19 protein-coding genes are annotated in these 17,600 nt (G+C 60.7%); 9 read left to right on the top strand and 10 right to left on the bottom strand.

Features of this window, described 5'->3' with window-relative positions; translation table 11 throughout:
• The first annotated feature begins 1 nt into the window (after position 1).
• The 3 genes from R0125_RS12930 to R0125_RS12920 all read left to right on the top strand — a co-directional run bounded on the left by R0125_RS12930 (position 2) and on the right by R0125_RS12920 (position 2,158).
• Positions 2-844: a hypothetical protein gene (locus tag R0125_RS12930; protein WP_317238447.1), complete on the top strand. Its 843-nt coding sequence runs from the start codon at positions 2-4 to the stop codon at positions 842-844.
• An 8-nt stretch (positions 845-852) separates the two neighbouring features.
• Positions 853-1,776 carry a lipase secretion chaperone gene (locus R0125_RS12925; protein ID WP_317238446.1) on the top strand — a complete coding sequence of 308 codons (924 nt, stop codon included), beginning with the start codon at positions 853-855 and terminating at the stop codon, positions 1,774-1,776.
• Between the two features lie 91 nt (positions 1,777-1,867).
• Positions 1,868-2,158 (top strand): YkgJ family cysteine cluster protein, encoded by a 291-nt coding sequence (locus R0125_RS12920; RefSeq protein ID WP_248181967.1) that lies wholly within the window; start codon positions 1,868-1,870, stop codon positions 2,156-2,158.
• Between the two features lie 32 nt (positions 2,159-2,190).
• On the opposite strand, the gene R0125_RS12915 is transcribed toward R0125_RS12920, so the two are convergent.
• Together R0125_RS12915 and R0125_RS12910 are read right to left on the bottom strand one after the other, a co-directional pair.
• Positions 2,191-4,251, bottom strand: coding sequence for a TRAP transporter large permease subunit (locus R0125_RS12915; protein ID WP_317238492.1), 2,061 nt, complete (start codon positions 4,249-4,251; stop codon positions 2,191-2,193).
• Positions 4,252-4,277: 26 nt separating this feature from the next.
• The gene (locus R0125_RS12910; RefSeq protein ID WP_317238445.1) at positions 4,278-5,342 is read right to left on the bottom strand and encodes a hypothetical protein; all 1,065 of its coding nucleotides are present in this window, start codon (positions 5,340-5,342) and stop codon (positions 4,278-4,280) included.
• A gap of 266 nt (positions 5,343-5,608) precedes the next feature.
• On the opposite strand from R0125_RS12910, the gene R0125_RS12905 reads away from it, so the two are divergent.
• Entirely contained in the window at positions 5,609-5,881 is a 273-nt protein-coding gene (locus R0125_RS12905; protein ID WP_317238444.1) for an HU family DNA-binding protein, read from the top strand.
• 66 nt (positions 5,882-5,947) lie between these two features.
• Here R0125_RS12905 and R0125_RS12900 read toward each other — a convergent pair whose 3' ends face one another.
• The 8 genes from R0125_RS12900 to gshB form a co-directional block, all read right to left on the bottom strand.
• Positions 5,948-6,967, bottom strand: coding sequence for a putative solute-binding protein (locus tag R0125_RS12900; RefSeq protein WP_317238443.1), 1,020 nt, complete (start codon positions 6,965-6,967; stop codon positions 5,948-5,950).
• A gap of 213 nt (positions 6,968-7,180) precedes the next feature.
• Complete coding sequence (locus R0125_RS12895; RefSeq protein WP_410797654.1) at positions 7,181-8,431, bottom strand: dihydroorotase; 1,251 nt, start codon at positions 8,429-8,431, stop codon at positions 7,181-7,183.
• 53 nt (positions 8,432-8,484) lie between these two features.
• Positions 8,485-9,498 carry an aspartate carbamoyltransferase catalytic subunit gene (locus tag R0125_RS12890; protein WP_317238441.1) on the bottom strand — a complete coding sequence of 338 codons (1,014 nt, stop codon included), beginning with the start codon at positions 9,496-9,498 and terminating at the stop codon, positions 8,485-8,487.
• 41 nt (positions 9,499-9,539) lie between these two features.
• Entirely contained in the window at positions 9,540-10,049 is a 510-nt protein-coding gene (gene pyrR / locus R0125_RS12885) for a bifunctional pyr operon transcriptional regulator/uracil phosphoribosyltransferase PyrR (RefSeq protein WP_248181960.1), read from the bottom strand.
• A gap of 8 nt (positions 10,050-10,057) precedes the next feature.
• Complete coding sequence (gene ruvX, locus R0125_RS12880; RefSeq protein ID WP_317238440.1) at positions 10,058-10,483, bottom strand: Holliday junction resolvase RuvX; 426 nt, start codon at positions 10,481-10,483, stop codon at positions 10,058-10,060.
• Positions 10,476-11,042, bottom strand: a complete 567-nt coding sequence (locus R0125_RS12875; RefSeq protein ID WP_248181958.1) for a YqgE/AlgH family protein — start codon at positions 11,040-11,042, stop codon at positions 10,476-10,478. Before R0125_RS12875 ends, ruvX begins: the two co-directional genes overlap by 8 nt.
• On the bottom strand, positions 11,039-11,905 hold the full coding sequence (locus tag R0125_RS12870) for an energy transducer TonB (RefSeq protein ID WP_248181957.1): 867 nt from the start codon (positions 11,903-11,905) through the stop codon (positions 11,039-11,041). Before R0125_RS12870 ends, R0125_RS12875 begins: the two co-directional genes overlap by 4 nt.
• 2 nt (positions 11,906-11,907) lie before the next feature.
• On the bottom strand, positions 11,908-12,855 hold the full coding sequence (gene gshB / locus R0125_RS12865) for a glutathione synthase (protein WP_317238439.1): 948 nt from the start codon (positions 12,853-12,855) through the stop codon (positions 11,908-11,910).
• Between the two features lie 295 nt (positions 12,856-13,150).
• On the opposite strand from gshB, the gene pilG reads away from it, so the two are divergent.
• The 5 genes from pilG (at position 13,151) to R0125_RS12840 (ending at position 17,597) form a co-directional block, all read left to right on the top strand.
• Complete coding sequence (gene pilG / locus R0125_RS12860) at positions 13,151-13,543, top strand: twitching motility response regulator PilG (RefSeq protein ID WP_008175635.1); 393 nt, start codon at positions 13,151-13,153, stop codon at positions 13,541-13,543.
• Positions 13,544-13,575: 32 nt separating this feature from the next.
• On the top strand, positions 13,576-13,938 hold the full coding sequence (gene pilH, locus R0125_RS12855) for a PleD family two-component system response regulator (protein ID WP_248181955.1): 363 nt from the start codon (positions 13,576-13,578) through the stop codon (positions 13,936-13,938).
• Positions 13,939-13,958: 20 nt separating this feature from the next.
• Entirely contained in the window at positions 13,959-14,504 is a 546-nt protein-coding gene (locus R0125_RS12850; RefSeq protein ID WP_248181954.1) for a chemotaxis protein CheW, read from the top strand.
• A 90-nt stretch (positions 14,505-14,594) separates the two neighbouring features.
• The gene (locus R0125_RS12845) at positions 14,595-16,670 is read left to right on the top strand and encodes a methyl-accepting chemotaxis protein (RefSeq protein WP_317238438.1); all 2,076 of its coding nucleotides are present in this window, start codon (positions 14,595-14,597) and stop codon (positions 16,668-16,670) included.
• Positions 16,671-16,697: 27 nt separating this feature from the next.
• Positions 16,698-17,597, top strand: a complete 900-nt coding sequence (locus R0125_RS12840; RefSeq protein WP_248181952.1) for a CheR family methyltransferase — start codon at positions 16,698-16,700, stop codon at positions 17,595-17,597.
• The last annotated feature ends 3 nt before the right edge of the window (positions 17,598-17,600 follow it).

Below are 17,600 nucleotides of genomic sequence, written 5' to 3'. Positions count from 1 at the left end.
AATGAACAAACTGATGTGGCCCCAGGCGCTTGGCCTTCTGCTGGTTTTTGCCGGTTGCCTACAGGCGGACGAGCAACACCAATCCACCCATCAAGTCCATACCGAAGACCCGGAGGTGTTCGCCACGGTCAACGGGACGCCACTGGGGGCGAATCTCTACCACTTCCTGCTGGGTTCCCGGGCGCAGGACACCACCGAAAGACAGGCTTACGACGACGGCTTTGATGCCGAGATGAACCGCCAGCAAACGGCCAAAGATCTGGTGATGACGGAGGTGCTGGCGCAGCAGGCAACCCGGCAGGGCCTGCACGAGTCCGAGCGGGTTAAAGTGGAAATGGCGATGGCCGAGAAAACCCTGCTGGCACAGCTGTACGTCAAACAGCTGATGGCCGCCATCGAGATTGACGAATCCGACATACGCCAGCACTACGATAAGCAACGCGAGCAGGCCATGTACCGCTTCATGATCTGGCGCACCACCGACCCGGACCGTGCGATGAAGTTCCTCAGCGCCCTCAAAGCCGGTAACGATGCAGGCGCCAGCGATGCAGACGTGATCGAGACGCCCTGGCTGCGGGATACTGACATTGCGCCGGAAGTGAACGCCATCGTCCGGCAGCTGGCGGTGAACGAATTTGCCGACGACCCGGTGTTCCAGGATGGCTACTGGAAGGTGGTTCAGGTAATTGACAAGCAGGTCATGGCGAAGCAAAGCTACGAGGAAGAACGGGAGCTGATCCGGGCGGAGCTGGTGAGCCAGAAGCTGGACAAGAAACTTGAAGAACTCGCCGACAACGCCTCGATCGTGTTCAACGATCAACACGTTACCCGACCCACGGACTAAAAAGAACCATGGCGGCAAACAGCGGGTCAGCGAAAATACGGTCAGGCGTCACCCTGCTTGGGGTCGGCAGTGTCTGCCTGCTGCTGACCTACGTCTTTTTTGCCGCGCCGGAGCGCGATAACCGCGCGGTGCAACCCGCCCCCGCTGTAACGCCTCAAACGGCTTCTCTGAACCCTGCCGACCGCCGGGAGCCAGAGAACAAAGCCGAGACCGCGCCCCCAGTCTTTGCAACGACGACCGGCGACCAAGGTACAGAAGACGCCGCTGCTCAACCGGCATCCAGGTTACAGGAAGCAGAACTCGAACACCTGCGCGAGGTGTTTCAGAACAGCGTCGCGCCGTCATTCCAGTACGACTTCACGCTGGACCGGGAGGGCCGTGCCGCCATTGATGCCTTCGTGGCCAGCATGCCGGAACACCTCGGCCGCGAAGACCTCGACACACTCTCCAGTCTGATCGAACGGGAGCTCTCCACAGCGGAGGCGGAAGACCTGGCGTTCATCATCACCCACCTCTATGGCCTGGAACAGGCGGAGGCTCGCCTGATGAAGGACCTCGGGCCGGTCACCACCATGGCTGACCAGCAGGAGGCCCAGGCGCGGCTCACTCAGTTGCGTGAGGAATGGTTTGGACCGGAGCTCTCCGCCCGGCTGTTCGCAGACACCGATGACGGCCAACCCGAAAACGGGACCGCTGCTGACGATAACACCACAGAGCGCGGTGAGCCCCGGACGGAAGCGCAGGCCGAGCTGGCAGAGTTCGAGAACGCGTGGGCACAGCGCTACCAGGCGTTTCAGGCGGAAAAGCGCCTGATCGATAACGCCGGCCTGGACCAGGCGGAGAAAGACCGGCAGATTGAGGTCTTACTGCAACAGCACTACGCACCCGGAGAGCGGGACGCGGCAAGGGCGTTTGACCAGCAACGTCCATAGTGGCGCGCCAACGGCCACGCACCCGCCCCGGCGTTTTGATAGGATGGCGAACACTGAAGCCCCATGACGACCGTGAGCCGATCCCGTATTCATGAAGATTCCCCTGAAAAACGTAACCGCCCCGGACATTTCCTGCTCGAACTGCGAAGCCTGTTGCTGCCGTCTCGAAGTCATGATCATTTCCGATACCGGGGTTCCCGAGCGACATATAGCGTTCGATGAATGGGGCGGTGAAACCATGAAGCGACTAGCCGATGGTTGGTGCTCGGCCCTGGATCGGGAAACCTTCCTGTGCACCATCTATGACAACCGGCCCTGGATCTGCCGGGAGTTTGAAATGGGCTCTTATGAGTGCCGTGAAGAAAGGGCTGCAATGCGGTAAAACGTCCGGAGCATGGCAGCCCAAATATCCTGTCAGGCGTAGAACAGCAGCGGCACGAACGCCACAAGCACCAGCGAGATGCCCATGGCAATCAGCGGCATGATGATGCGCTCGTGGCGTTGATAGAACGTACCCTCCTCCTGCTGCGCCGCCAGCACTTCCGCTTCGCCCACCACTTGTCGGGTCAGCAGGTGGTTGAGCGCCACTGGCGGGCTCAGGTAGCCGAGCTCGAACGCCACCAGGGTCACCATCCAGAAGTGAATGGGGTGAATACCGCTGTTGTAGGCAATGGTGGCCACGGTGGCCGTGACCAGGATCACCGCGCCAAAGGCGTCCATGATCATGCCGAGGATCACCAGGATAACCACCATCAGCAGCATGGCCGACCAGGCGCTATCAAAGGCCTGAGGGAAGGCTTCCATGATGTGGGAGCGTTCGATCACTCCACCAATGCTGACGGAGAGGCCCAGCAGTAACAGCAGCGCACCGATTTCGGCGGTGGTGTCGTTGGTGGCAGAGCGCATGCTGCGCTCCAGGCCCTGATGGTGAACCTCGCCGCTGGCGCGCGCTTTCCGGTTTTTCAGGGTAACGTGTTCGTACACCAGCAGGGCCAGCATGATCACCGGCAGCAACCGTGGCGCGGAGAATTCGTCCATCTTCACATCCAGTGCGAAGCGGTACACCAGCACCACACCGGTGATCACCAGGGCATAGGGAATCAGTGGGCGAAGCGCCTGCATCATCGCCGGAAAGGCCTGCGAAGACGGCGCCAGATTGAACTCGCTCTGGCGGTTCACCGTCAGCGCGACCATGGCAAACATGGTGGCGGTGAGCACGAACACCCAGATGCCCCAGCCAAAGAGTTCGTCGGTGGTCACTTCACGGTTCAGGTACGCGATCACCACCACCAACAGGCAGGGTCGCAACACCACACCCAGGGAGCCGGACATGGCCGTGGCGGCCAGAGCCAGATGGCGCCTAGCACCGGCGGCACGCAGTTCGCTGTAGATCACCGCACCGGCGGCGATGACAAAAATACCGGAAGCACCGGTGTAGGCCGTGGGTATGGCCGCCACCAGCACGGCCACCAGCGCCAGCATCTCCGGCGGCATCTTCCACGGCCGGAACACATTGAACACCAGCGTGGCCAGGCGGGTTTGCTTCAGCATCATGCCGACCCAGACATAGAGCCCGACATTGAGGAACATGTCGGACAGCTCCATCATTTTGCCCAGATAGATACCAATGCCGGAGGCATGACCGATCAGCGCAAAATAGGTACCGGAGATCAGGCACATGACCGTGTACAACGGCACCGCCAGCATGGCCTCGTTCAGGCTGCCGCCTGGCCGCAGGTCGTCAGGTACACGAATCAGCCGGAACAGACTGGCCAGGGTGAGACAGGCGAAGCCGGTAATCCACAGGTTATGGAGCAGCAGTTCCTCGCCAGACATCAGCGTTTCACTGGCCATACTGGATTGCCGGAAGATCACGCTCGAGCCCAGCAGCATGGCGTTGGCCACGGTTTGCAAGGTGTGGGAAACGGTGTAATCGAGGCGGGTTTCCATGGCCCGCATGGCGATGTGATGACGGGTCAGGGTCGCGGTGACGGCGCACAGCATCACCAGAATCACCAGGATAAAGCGCTGCGACTCCAGGCCAAAGGCAATCAGGTCCGCCACGAACAGTTCCACCGCGCGGTAAGCTTTGACCCCGGGCGTCAGTTTGTCCGTGAGATCCTCGTAACTGGCGAAGCTGGCCTGGCAATTCGCCACCGAGCGTTCGATGGCCAGGCGCACGTCGGCCGGGTCTTTCTCGACCGAGCCCAACAGAGCCGCCATGGGATCCGCGGCGCTGTCATCCGCCAACTCCCTCTGCACCGCTGCGTCTATATCCCGGCCGGGATCACAGGTTGGTTGTACGGGGTCCATGCGGAGTTTGTAATAGCCACTCCACAACTGCTCCCCACCCCGCAACATCTGGTTATGGATGTCACTGCTGGTGGAAAACAGCACCACCGACAGCAACAGCAGACACGCGGGCAGAGAGGAGAGCCACTCCAGCCCGCTGCGACGAAAACCAACCTGAGACACAACCGCGCGTTCTGAAGGCATAGTGGTTACAGCAAATCGTCCAGATCCATGGTTTCGACGGCGTCGCCCTCGTCATCCCAGAAGGTCCCCAACTGGCCCATCGGCGTACGATGGCCATTGCTCTCGACCCACAGGCGGTCGGAGATGGCGACAATCATCTGGGTGGCCATGGCATCAACAAAGCGCCATTGTTCATTGGATGGTGTTTCGTCGAGGGATTCCGCGTGAGTGCGGATCACGTTGCGCAGACGCTCGTTATCGCCCTTGTTCTGGGCAGAGATGGCGTGGAACACATGGCTGATGCGTACGCCGGCTTCCTCACCCTGACGGTCGGCAATTTCCAGTCGCTGGAAGGGATCCTCACCGTCCGGCGTGGCGCCGGGGATCATCGCCCAGACGGTGGCGCGCAGGGCCATCGGCGCACCCCACCATTTTTCGTTGTCCAGACAGCTGGTGGCGCGGGCCACCATGGAGCCTACGTTCTTGGGCACGCCGATGGCCGAGGTGGACTGGATTTCGGCATTCAGGGCCTGAAGACCGGACAACAGGCCCGCGAGGTAGATAAATTCGTCCAGATCGTCGTCGAAGTCGGGACATTCGCCGTTGCCGGGCTCGCCGTAGAAGGTGTTGTGGTGCTGCCAACCCCGGAAATATCGCTTGGCGGCGGTAGCATGGGCCCGCTTCTGGCGGATCATGGCGTCTTCTGCGCTGTCCGCGTTCATCGCGCGCAGTGCCGCCAGTCCCTGCAGTTCGTATTCCCGGGCATGTTCCTCGGAACAGCCACCCGCTGACAGATAGAGCATCACCGCCAGTTGGTCCGGCTCGCTGGTTACACGGCCGAACGACATCAACAGCGGCGCGGTGGCCTCACTCATGGAGCACCCCATCGCCAGATCGCTGCTCTCCAGCAGGTAAGGCACCGTGTGGTTTTTGGAAAAACCCTGCATGACGTCGCCGGTGGTTTTGTAAATCATGTGATTCACCACGCCGCAACCGCTCAGTGCAACACTGGCGACGACGGCGGCGGTCAGTCCGCGCAGCCGGGCCATTCCGGGCAACCGCGATGTGGCTGCTTGCTGGAGATCTGTCATAACTTCTGCACCTTCTTTTCTTATTTTCGAGAGAAACGGGCCGTCCGGTCTGTCACCCGCACTCTGTTACAGTATGTAACCAGGTGCGCATTATGGCGGACAACCCCGTGTTTTTATGAGAACCGCACCGCAATTGGCAGCGAAGGCTGCCCTGACTTCCCCGGCGCGGGTTTGCACAAACGCACCGGAACCACTATAGATTGGTTCAGCCGGCGGCTGGCTTGCCGCCGGTGTATAACCAAAACAACGACAACAAGGAGTACCCGATGCGCAAACCTGAACTGGCAGCCGCCATTGCCGACAAAACCGGCCTCACCCGCGATAAAGCCAGCGAGGTGATCAATGCCTTCACGGACCAGATTTCGGCTGCAGCCTCCAGGGGCGAAGACACCACGCTGATCGGCTTCGGCACGTTCAACATTCGCGCCCGCGAAGCCCGCGATGGCCGCAACCCACAGACCGGTGCCACCATCCGGATTCCTGCCAGCAAGACCGTCGGGTTCAAGGCCGGCAAGGCCCTGAAAGACTCGATCAGCTGATCGGATCGGGCCCGCGGCTGCGGGCCTTTTCACCGTTTCTCTTCAGCATTTCTGCGCAAACCCTTCTCAGGACGCACACTCGGATCGGGCACCGTCCACGCGGCAACGAATGGCCTTCATCAGTCTGATCGCCCGCTCGTCATAGACACCGTCTTCCAGCAATGACAGGCGCACGTTGCGCAGCATCTTGTCGTACTCCGCCGTGTCTTCCTGTGGCAGGTGCATCCACACGTCGTCCGGGATTTCCGCTTCAGCCTGAGCAATGATTTTGTAGGCTTCATCGATGCGCTTGATCGACTGGTCCCGCACCATCTGGCCGGCCGCATCCGGGAAACGGTCACGGTGGATGATCACCTGGAAATTCATGTAGGCCAGGGCGTACTTGAACACGCCACCGTTCGGGGTCACGCCCTTATAGAGTTCAAGGGGGGTGTAGGCCACAGCCGGCGCATAGGCCAGATCCACGCTGCCGTTGTTGAACTTGCCGGCAAAGTTGGCGGAGTTGGACCCTACCACCGAGGCGCCTACATGACGCACCATGCGCACCGAGGCGCTATCAAAGTCGAGAGTCGCTATACGCTTGCCCTGCAGCTTTTCCACCGAATCGATGGCGCGGTCACGGGTGTGCAGGTAAACCGCCCCGCCGGGGAACACCCCGGCCACCTCGTAAGGTCCATCAATCAGAAGCTCGCGGGCCTTGGGCTGACTGAGGGTGTTGTACAGCAGGCGCATTTCCTCTTCGCCAGGCACGGCGCCCATGGCCTCGAGAGAACCGGTGAACTTGTTGAATTCACGGGCGCGGGTTCCGGTCAGCAGCACCGCATCGCATTGGCCGGCCTTGAAGTCTTCCGCGGCCACTTTCTCATCCGTGTAGGCGCGCAGATTCAGCTTGATGCCTTCTTTGAGGGCGACGGGCTGGAAAGTTTTGGTGATGGCGAACAGCGGGCCATTGGCACCCACCGGGTCAAACACACAAAAGCTTCTTTCGAGAGGGATTTCCTGGGCCTGGCTGACAGGCGCCAGCAAGAGACTGACACACAACGCGGCCGCGGCGGCCACCCTGTGCGGGAGGTTAGCTGATTTCACGGGGATAACTCCTGAATTATTATTGTCAGACGTCAGACACATCCTGTTGTATCCGATCATCGTGAGCTCCTTGACCGAGGTTAGGTCGGTCCCCACAAGAATACGTTGGCACAGGTGCCTGCCTTCAAGGGCTTTTCAGCAAAAAGGTGAGAATCTGTGATGGGTTCGACAGAGGTTGGGCAACCTCTGCCGCATTTCCGGAATGGGCAGCCCTCAGCGGGCATCCCCGCCCCAGGCCAGGTGCCCGTTGCAAAGCGTAAGTCGGACCACACCGGGCAATGCATTGCCCAGGATCGGCGCGTGGCGCCCGGCCGAAACCAGGGTGTGCGGGTCCGGCGTCCAGCGGGCATCCGGGTCGAACACGCACAGGTTGGCGGGCTCATCCTCCGCCAGAATGGCCGTTTCACCGAGGATGGCCGCGGGACCACTGGTCAGCGCCGCCAGCAGGCGAGGCAGGCTGAGTTCGCCACGGTCTACCAGCATCAGCCCCATGGACAGCACGCTCTCGATGGTGGACAGCCCCGCCTCGGTGGCCCCCAGCGGCGCCTGTTTGGCCGCAGAATCGTGAGGCTGATGCTGGCTGACGATGGCATCGATCACGCCGTCACGAACACCGGCCAGCAACGCCTGCCGGTCAGACTCGGCCCGCAGCGGCGGGCGCACGTGAAAACGGCTGTCAAAGCCGGCCAGAGCATGTTCGGTGAACAGCAACTGGTGCATGGCCACATCCGACGTCACCGCAATACCACGACGGCGGGCGTCCGCCACCATGTCGACACTGCGCGCCGAAGACAGCTGGCTCAGGTGCAGGCGAACGCCGGTTTCCTCCGCCAGCAGCAACATCTCCATCACGGCGGTGGTTTCCGCCACTTCCGGAATGCCGAGCAACCCGAGCCGCGACGCCACCAGACCGTCATGGGCGTAGCCGTCGGCGGCCAGAGCCTGATTCTCCGGGCTGAACATCACGGTCATGCCGAAGGTCTGGGCGTAGGCCATGCAGCGACGCAGAATACGCGCATTGCGAACCCCGCGACTGCCATTACCGAGGGCAACACAGCCGGCACCCGCAAGCCCTGCCATATCGCTCAGCAGCTCACCGTCGAGGCCACGGGTTATGGCGCCAATGGGCAGAACCCGAATGGGCGAACGGGCCTGGGCACCGTCACGGATCAGATGGGTGACCGCTCCGGAATCGTTAACCGGCGAGGTCTCCGGCGACGCGCAGACAGTGGTGAAACCACCCTTTGCTGCGGCCCGGGTTTCCGAGGCTATGTTGCCTTTCTGGCCATTGCCGGGTTCCCGCAGGTTGCAACACAGATCCACCAGCCCCGGCGCCACGATGCTGCCGGCGGCGTCGAACACCTCATCAGCGCTGACGGTGTCTGCCGCCGCGCCCAACGCAGTGATCACGCCGTCGGCGACCACCAGTGACGCCTTGGTCAATTCCTCACGGCCGGGCAACATCAGACGGCCATTGGTTATCTTCAGGGACAGCCCGGGGGTGTCATTGGTTACGCTCACGCCTGCGCCCTCCCGGCCTGTTTCTGATTACGCTCAGCGACCTGCCCACCCATGGCCATGGACATGACCGCCATACGGATAGCGATGCCGTTGGTGACCTGGTCCAGAATCACCGATTGCGGCCCGTCCGCCACCGCGGACTCAATTTCCACCCCGCGATTGATCGGCCCCGGGTGCATCACGATGCACTGGGGATGGGCCAGTGCCAGCTTGGCCTGATTGAGGCCGTAGAGGCGGTAGAACTCCCGCTCGCTGGGCAGCAGGGCACCCTCCATGCGCTCTTTCTGCAGCCGCAGCATGATCACCACGTCGAGGTCCTTCATACCCTTCTGCATGTCATATTCCACCGAGCAGCCGAGGCTCTCCACGTCGCGCGGCAAAAGCGTACCGGGGGCGATCACCCGCACTTCCGCCGCGCCCAGTTCGTTGAGCGCGCGGATCTGGGAGCGGGCCACACGGGAATGCAGCACGTCACCCACCACCGCGACTTTCAGGCCTTCGAAGCCACCCTTGTGCTGGCGGATGGTGAGCATGTCGAGCATGGCCTGGGTCGGGTGGGCATGCCGACCGTCACCGGCGTTGATGATGGCCACGCCCGGGGTCACGCTCTCGGCTATAAAGTGCGGCGCGCCGCTCTGGGAATGCCGCACCACAAACATGTCACTGGCCATGGCTTCGAGGTTCAGCAGGGTGTCCGAGAGGGACTCGCCCTTGGAGGTGGCGGAGGTGTTGATGTCCAGATTCAGCACGTCGGCCGACAGCCGCTTGGCCGCCAGTTCGAAGGTGCTGCGGGTGCGGGTACTGGATTCGAAAAACAGGTTCACCACGGTGCGGCCCCGCAACAGCGGCACCTTCTTGATGCTGCGCTCGCCCACTTCGATGAACGAGTCGGCGGTGTCGAGGATGTCCGTCAGCAGGGCGCGGTCGAGCCCGTCGAGGGTGAGGAAGTGACGCAGCTGGCCGTCTGCGGTCAGCTGCAGGGATCGGTTGGGTGCTTGTTCTACAGTCATGGGTCGCCTGTTCGCCTGTGCGCGTGGTCGTTTCGCGGTGGTTACTGCCCGGTTTCCTGCAATTCGATGTGGAGCGGCTCGGGGCCGCGGAGTTTCACCCGCTGGTGACTCTCCAGGGCCAGCACCTCGCCGGTGACATCCGGCTGGATCGGCAATTCCCGCGCCCCCAGGTCCACCAGAGTGGCGAGAATGATGCTGGCGGGCCGGCCATAATCGAAGACCTCGTTCATGGCGGCGCGAATGGTGCGCCCGCTCATAATGACATCGTCGATCAGGATGATGTCGCGGTCCTCGGTGCTGAACGGCAGGCTGGAGGGCATCACTTTCGGGTTCAGTCCGATGCGGCTGAAATCGTCGCGATAGAAGGAGATATCCAGTTCGCCATAGGGCTCTTCCAGGCCCAGACGTTTGCGCATGACATCCGCCACCCAGACACCACCGGTGCGGATACCGATCAGTGCCGGCGACGCCACACCCCGTGCGGCCATAATCTCACGCAGGCCGGCTTCGAGTTCATCCAACAGCCGGTTCATATCAAGCAATGCGGTCATCTATTCCCTCACTGTTGGCGAAACCAGGTTTCCAGAATCAGTACGGCGGCGCGATCGTCCACGCCGTGGCGACCGAAGTCGCGGCTGCCACCACTGGCCATGACCTCGCCCTTGGCTTCAAAACTGGTCAGGCGCTCATCCACCATTTCCACCGGTACATGGAAGCGGCCGTGCAGCCGTTTCCCGAATTTTCGGGCGCGGGCACACATGTCGTTTTCACTGTCATCCATATTCAGGGGCAGGCCAACCACCACCAGATCCGGCTGCCATTCTGCCAGCAACCGGGCGATCACCTCCCAGTCGGGGATGCCGTCACGGGCAGGTATCATGGCCTGGGGCTGGCCGGTGCCAAGCATCTGCTGGCCGGTGGCCACGCCAATGCGGCGGGTGCCGAAATCGAACGCCATCACCCGCTGGTTACCCGTCTCAGGCATGGCCGATCGACTCGCTCAGCTGGTTCAGATCAATGCCGATCAACTTCAACACCGCGCTGTAGCGCTCTTCCCACGGTGTGCGGAACAGCAGGTCAGTGGTGGCCGGGCAGGTCAGCCAGGCATTGCTGCCCAACTCTTCCTCCAGCTGACCCTCACCCCAGCCGGAGTACCCCAGGGCCACCAGAAATTCGTCCGGGCCTTCGCCACCGCCAATGCCTTCCAGAATATCCCGCGACGTGGTCAGCATGACGTCGTCGGTCACCCGCGCCGTGTTATGCCAGGTGGTGCCCGGACCGTGCAGCACGAAGCCGCGCTCAGGCTGCACCGGACCACCACTGAACACCGGCAGATCGAGCTCGCCGCCGTCCATGTCCAGCTGTTCGAGGATCTCACCCAGGTGAATGTCCAACGGCTGGTTGATCATCAGCCCCAGTGCGCCGTCGTCGGAATGTTCGCACAGGTAAATCACCGCACCGTGGAAGCGCGGATCTTCAAGATAGGGCGACGCCACCAGAAAGTGGTGCCGCAGACTGTTGGGAGAGTGTTTCGATGCCGTCATCCGGATGTCAGCCCCCGCCGCTGGAAAGACCAGGTTCGAATGATTTCCAGTTCATCCGCCTCTTCTCGCATTTCGTCCGGAAATGGCGCAAAGGGCGCAGCCATGCGGACGATGCCGATGGCGGCATCGTCCAGCACGGTGCTTCCGGACGACTGCAGGATAACCAGTTCCTTGATTGTGCCATCCTTCTTCAGAGACACCAGCATTCGCAGCGTACCGTAAATGCCTGCACGTCGGGCTTCCGTGGGGTAATTGATATTGCCCACGCGGGTCACCTTGCTGATCCAGTTCTGCACGTACCAGGCGTTACTTGAGCGCAGGGTGGAGGCAGCGGTCACCCGCATCACCCGCGGTTTCTTCGCGTAGGCCTGGCGCTGGGCATCCAGACGCGCCTCCAGGCTGGCAATCTCCAGACTACGTTCCATCAGACTCTTTTTTTGGCGCACCGGCAAGGGCTCATCGGTGGCTTCCACGGTTTCGTCTGGCTGGCTCACCTGACGCCGGCTGGCGGCCTGCGTCTGCACCACGGCCTGCTCCCGGCGGGTAACCGGTTCGGTCTGTGCCGGTGGCTCCGGCTGCACCTCGGCGATCTCGGGCTGGCTCACGTCCGTGGGCTGGGGCGAGGTCATCTCCCGCGCATCCTCCTCGGTGCCACTGCCCTGTTGGCTGGTCTGGGCAAGGAAATCCGCCTCGTCGGGATCGGTCTCGTCGTCAAACTGGGACAGGGTGATTTCCATGGTCTGCGCCGACGAGCGCGGCGACTCCGGCGCAAAGGTTATCCCCAGAACCACCACCGCATGAACCGCCAGCGCCATAAACAGCGTGAAGGAAAACCGGTCGAAATCGCTTACCTGTCCAGCCATTGCTACTTCAACCGCCCCTCAATGGCGCCCATCAACTGATCGGCAATGTCGATGCCGAAGGCGGAATCCAGCTCGCGAATGCAGGTGGGGCTGGTAACGTTGATCTCGGTGAGGTAATCACCAATCACATCCAGCCCGACGAACATCAGCCCCTTCTCTTTAATCACTGGCGCCACACGGTCACAGATCTCGCGGTCCCGCGCGGTCAGCTCACGGCCTTCGCCCCGGCCGCCGGCAGCGAGGTTGCCACGGTTCTCGCCATGGGAGGGAATACGTGCGAGGGCATAGGGCACCGGATCACCATCAATCAGCAGAATGCGCTTGTCGCCGTCGCTGATTTCCGGGATGAATTTCTGCGCCATCGCCTGATGAGCACCGTGCTGGGTGAGGGTTTCAATAATGACCCCCAGATTGGCGTCGTTTTCCTTGATGCGGAAAATCGAGCGCCCGCCCATGCCGTCCACCGGCTTCATGATGATGTCTTTATGTTCGGCGTAGAACTCCCGGAACCGGGCCGATGAACGGGTCACGATCAGCGGCGGTGTCAGGTCTTCAAACTGGGCGGCAAACAGCTTTTCGTTGCAGTCCCGCAGGGTGGCCGCAGGATTCACCACCAGCGCACCCTGCTGCTCGGCAGCTTCGAGGATGTAGGTGGCCATCAGGAATTCGCGATCCACCGGCGGATCCTGACGCATCAGGATCACGTCCAGGTCGCCCAGTGCCCGGTCCTGCGAAGCGCCGAAGGCATACCAGTTCTCCGGATCCATGTGCACCGTCAGGTCACGGGTATGCGCCCTCGCCTGCCCGCCCTTCAGATACATGTCCGGCAGCTCCATGTATTCGATTTCCCAGCCGCGTTTCTGAGCGGCAAGCAACATGGCCAGAGAGCTGTCTTTCTTGAAGTGGATCTTCTCGATGGGGTCCATCACGATCCCGAGTCGGACTGTCATAATGCCTCTTGAGCTCCAGGGTTTAAAAACACGAACCGGTCAGCAGAGCGAAGGATTGAATAAGTGCTATGCTGTGAACACAGATGGTATTGTACCCGAGCTTTGAATGCATCCGGAGAAATCCGCTGTGTATTACGTGACGTTGCGGGCAGAAGTACATTTAGTCACAAAGTTGTGCTTTTTATCCGGCGATCGATCCTCTATAAATAAGCGGGCTTTATAGAAGAACCTTAAGGTTTGTGTTAAAAACCACGTTTAAAATAATGACAGTCGCAGAGCGCAAGGCAGTTGGACAATGGATGACAACTTCGAGAATCTGAAGATTATGGTGATCGACGACAGCAAGACCATTCGTCGCACCGCAGAAACCCTTCTGAAAAAGGTCGGCTGTGAGGTCATCACCGCAACTGACGGCTTTGACGCTCTGGCGAAAATCGCCGATTCCCAGCCGGATATCATCTTTGTCGATATCATGATGCCCCGCCTGGACGGTTATCAGACCTGCGCCCTGATCAAAAACAATTCCTCTTTCAAAAAGACGCCGGTCATCATGCTCTCCAGCAAGGACGGTCTGTTCGACAAGGCCAAGGGCCGCATTGTCGGCTCTGACCAGTACCTGACCAAACCGTTCAGCAAGGACGAGCTTCTCAACACCATCCGCCAGTATGTACCGCAGGCGGAACAGTAAATCTGCCGAAGTAAAGAAACTCTGAGGAAATCATGGCCCGCATTCTGATTGTTGATGACTCCCCCACCGAGGTTAAAAAAATCTCAACCATTCTGGAAAAGCACCAGCATGAAGTAATGACTGCTGATAACGGTGCTGATGGCGTCGCCAAAGCGCGCGCTGAAACTCCGGATCTGGTTCTGATGGACGTAGTCATGCCTGGCCTGAACGGTTTTCAGGCCACCCGGCAGCTCACCCGCGCTCCGGAAACTGCCTCTATTCCGGTGGTTATTGTCACCACCAAGGATCAGGAAACTGACCGCGTCTGGGGTACCCGTCAGGGCGCCAAAGGCTATCTGGTCAAGCCTGTCAATGAAGATGATCTGATCACGACCATTAACAGTCTGATTGCCTGATCCCTAACCGTGGAGTAAGCATGTCCGCCCAGGCCGCCCCTTTTGCCGTTCTGACGGATATCGCCCAGCGCAGCCGGTCCATGGCGGCCGGTCTGCCGGAACAGCAAGAAGCCGTCGAACTCTGGAACGGCATCGGCTTTGTGCTGGCAGGGGAGCGCTACGTCGCGCCCATGGGCGAGGTCACTGAAATTCTCCATGTGCCCCGGTTTACGCACATTCCGGGGGTTCAGCCGTTCATGATGGGCGCCGCCAATGTTCGTGGCCGCCTCCTTCCCCTTGTTGATCTTGCTGGTTTCTTCGACATCCCCCGATCCTCACGCAGTCTGCGGGAGCGCCGGGTGCTGGTGGTGGAACAGGGTGATGTGTTCAGTGGACTGGTGGTCGACAGCGTGTCCGGTATGCAGTATTTCGCCAGGGACAACTTCGTGGCTTCGCCCGAAGGGGTTCCCGGCAGCGTTCAGCCGTTTGTGAATGGCGGTTATGAACGAAACGAAGAAGTCTGGAAAGTGTTCTCCGCCGCCGACCTGGTGGATGACGAACGGTTTCTGGACGTTGCGCAGTGGTAAGGATGATGACAATGGCAGGAGCATCATCCCTGCTGCCCAAGCTCGCAAAAGCAAACTTGCCAATATAATGAAAAGGCCGGGAGCCAGAAAATGAAAAACACAGCCGGAAGATTCAGTATGGGACAGGAGGGCAACAAACTCGTTGCCGGCCTGATTGCCGCACTGATTGCACTCACCGTCCTGCTTGTTGTGGTTCTGTTCATAATCAACAAGGACAGCCAGAACGATCAGGAATACATCGCCCACGCCTCCGAGCTGCGGGTACTGTCACAGGAGATCGCCAAGAACGCGACCGAAGCCGCCGGTGGCACCGCCTCCGCGTTCGATCAGTTGCGTCGTTCCCGTGACGAGTTCCAGCAACTGTGGTCCTACGTGGTTGATGGCAACCCGGAAACCGGCCTGCCTCCCAGCGAGATTGCCCGCCAGAGCAGCGTGCAAACCAACTGGGACGTGGTTCGTGACAACGCCGACAGCATCCTCTCCACCCGCGATGCGGTACTCGGCCTCCACGAAGTGGCACGCACCCTGAACGAAACCATTCCCCAGCTGCAGGTGGAATACGACGACATCGTACAGATCCTGCTGGACAACAACGCGCCGGCCGAACAGGTGGCACTGGCCCAGCGTCAGTCACTACTCGCGGAACGGATCGTACGCTCGGTCAACAACGTTCTTTCCGGTGATGAAGACGCGGTTATCGCCGCCGACCGTTTTGGCCGTGACGCCAGCCTGTTTGGCCGCGTACTGCAGGGCCAGGTGGAAGGCAATCCCGCCATGGGCATCTCCCGCGTAGACGACGAAGACGCCATCTACGGCCTGGAAGCGGTCGGCGAACTGTTCGAGTTCGTGTCCCAGAACGTTGACGCCATCCTTGAAGCTTCTCCCGACCTCTTCAAGGTGCGTACCGCGGCCTCGGACATCTTCCAGAATTCCCAGATCCTGCTGGACGACATCTCGGTTCTGGCCAACCAGTTTACCGGGCAGGCCGGCTCCCGGCTGATCAGCCCGACACTGGCGTTTATCCTGCTGGCCGCCATGGTCGGTATCGTTGTCCTGATCGGTGTAGTGCTCTACCGCGAAGCCCAGGAGCGTCTGGCAACCACCCAGGAACAGAATGAGCAGAACCAGAACGCGATCCTGCGACTGCTGGACGAACTGGCCGACCTGGCCGACGGTGACCTGACAACGGAGGCCACGGTTACCGAGGACTTCACCGGGGCCATCGCCGACTCCATCAACTACGCGATCGACCAGATGCGCGGCCTGGTTCAGGCGATTCGTGGCACCGCGGTACGGGTAGCCTCCGCCGCCCAGGAAACCCAGGCCACGGCCATGCACCTGGCGGATGCTTCCGAGCACCAGGCCCAGGAAATTGCCGGCGCCTCCGCTGCGGTTAACGAGATGGCGGTGTCCATCGACCAGGTATCTTCCAACGCTGCGGAATCCTCCGCGGTTGCGGAGCGGTCGGTTGCGATCGCCAAGAAAGGCGCGGAAGTGGTACAGAACACCATCCGCGGCATGGATAACATCCGTGAGCAGATCCAGGAAACGTCCAAACGGATCAAGCGCCTGGGTGAATCTTCCCAGGAAATCGGTGATATCGTATCGCTGATCAACGACATCGCCGACCAGACCAACATCCTGTCCCTGAACGCAGCAATCCAGGCCTCCATGGCCGGTGATGCGGGCCGGGGCTTCGCGGTGGTAGCGGACGAAGTACAGCGACTGGCGGAACGTTCCTCTGCAGCCACCAAGCAGATTGAAGCACTGGTTAAAACAATCCAGTCCGACACCAACGAAGCCGTTATCTCCATGGAACACACCACCGCCGAGGTGGTCCGTGGTGCCCGTCTGGCACAGGACGCGGGTATCGCCCTCGAGGAAATCGAGAACGTATCCATGTCTCTGGCGGAACTGATCCAGAACATCTCCAACGCTGCACGTCAGCAGTCGTCTTCGGCAGCACACATCTCCAACACGATGAACGTTATCCAGGAAATCACCTCCCAGACCTCCTCCGGTACCAACGCGACCGCGAAGTCCATCGGGAACCTGGCAGAAATGGCGTCCGAGCTGCGGTCCTCCGTTGCCGGCTTCACCCTGCCCGAGGAAGAAGGGTCGGAACAGTACGAAGAGGAAGACAGCGACGTCCCGGTGGTGGGCTGATCACACTGCCGAGGCGACTGACGGTTTATGGCTGAAACACGCAACGACCTGTCAACTGCCGAGGGCATCTGGTCCCTGCGCCGACTTCCCTATATGGATGAGGCGCAGTTCAGCCAGTGGCAAACACTGCTGGAACACCGAACCGGGATTACGCTTTCCTCCGGTCGCCGCTCGTTTCTCGAGACCAATCTCGGGATCCGTATGCGCGAAATCGGGTGCAGCAGTTATCAGGCCTATTACGAGAAAATCGTCTCCGGCCCCGATGCCATTGTCGAGTGGGCAACTCTGGTTGACCGCCTGACCGTTCAGGAAACCCGGTTCTTCCGGGATCCCGATGCCTTCCGGTTCGTCTCGGACTTTGTCCTGACCCGGCCCCGAGAACAGCTGAAACGGCGACCACTGGAAGCCTGGAGCGTGGGCTGCTCCACCGGAGAAGAGCCCTACACGCTGGCGATGGTGCTGAACGAATGCATGACCCAGCTGGAACTTCCGCCGCTGTTTGGCGTGACCGGCTCGGACATCAGCAAACCGGCGATTGAGAAAGCCCAGAAGGGCCTGTTCAACGCCCGCAAACTGGCGGGTATGAATGACGATCTCAAGGCCAGGTATTTCCGGCCGGCGGAGCGGAACTCCGTGGAAATGGTTGAGGGCATCCGCGAGCGGGTGTGCTTCACCCGACTGAACGTGCTGGACCTGAATCAGGCACCCATGCACGGCATGAACATTATCTTCTGCCAGAATCTGCTGATTTACTTCCGGCGCTGGCGCCGGCGGGAAATCGTCAAGCGACTTGCAGAGAGGCTGGCGCCCGGGGGGTTGCTGGTCCTGGGCCAAGGGGAGCTGACCGACTGGCAGCCCCCTGGCTTACAGAGGGTACCCTCGGAACATGTGCTGGCGTGGATCAAACGCCAGACTGACGAAGAATAACCG

The sequence above is a fragment of the Marinobacter sp. M-5 genome, from assembly GCF_032911545.1.
GTDB lineage: Bacteria > Pseudomonadota > Gammaproteobacteria > Pseudomonadales > Oleiphilaceae > Marinobacter > Marinobacter goseongensis.
Note: the sequence above shows the minus strand (reverse complement) of the source record. Positions and strands in the feature narration are given on the sequence as shown.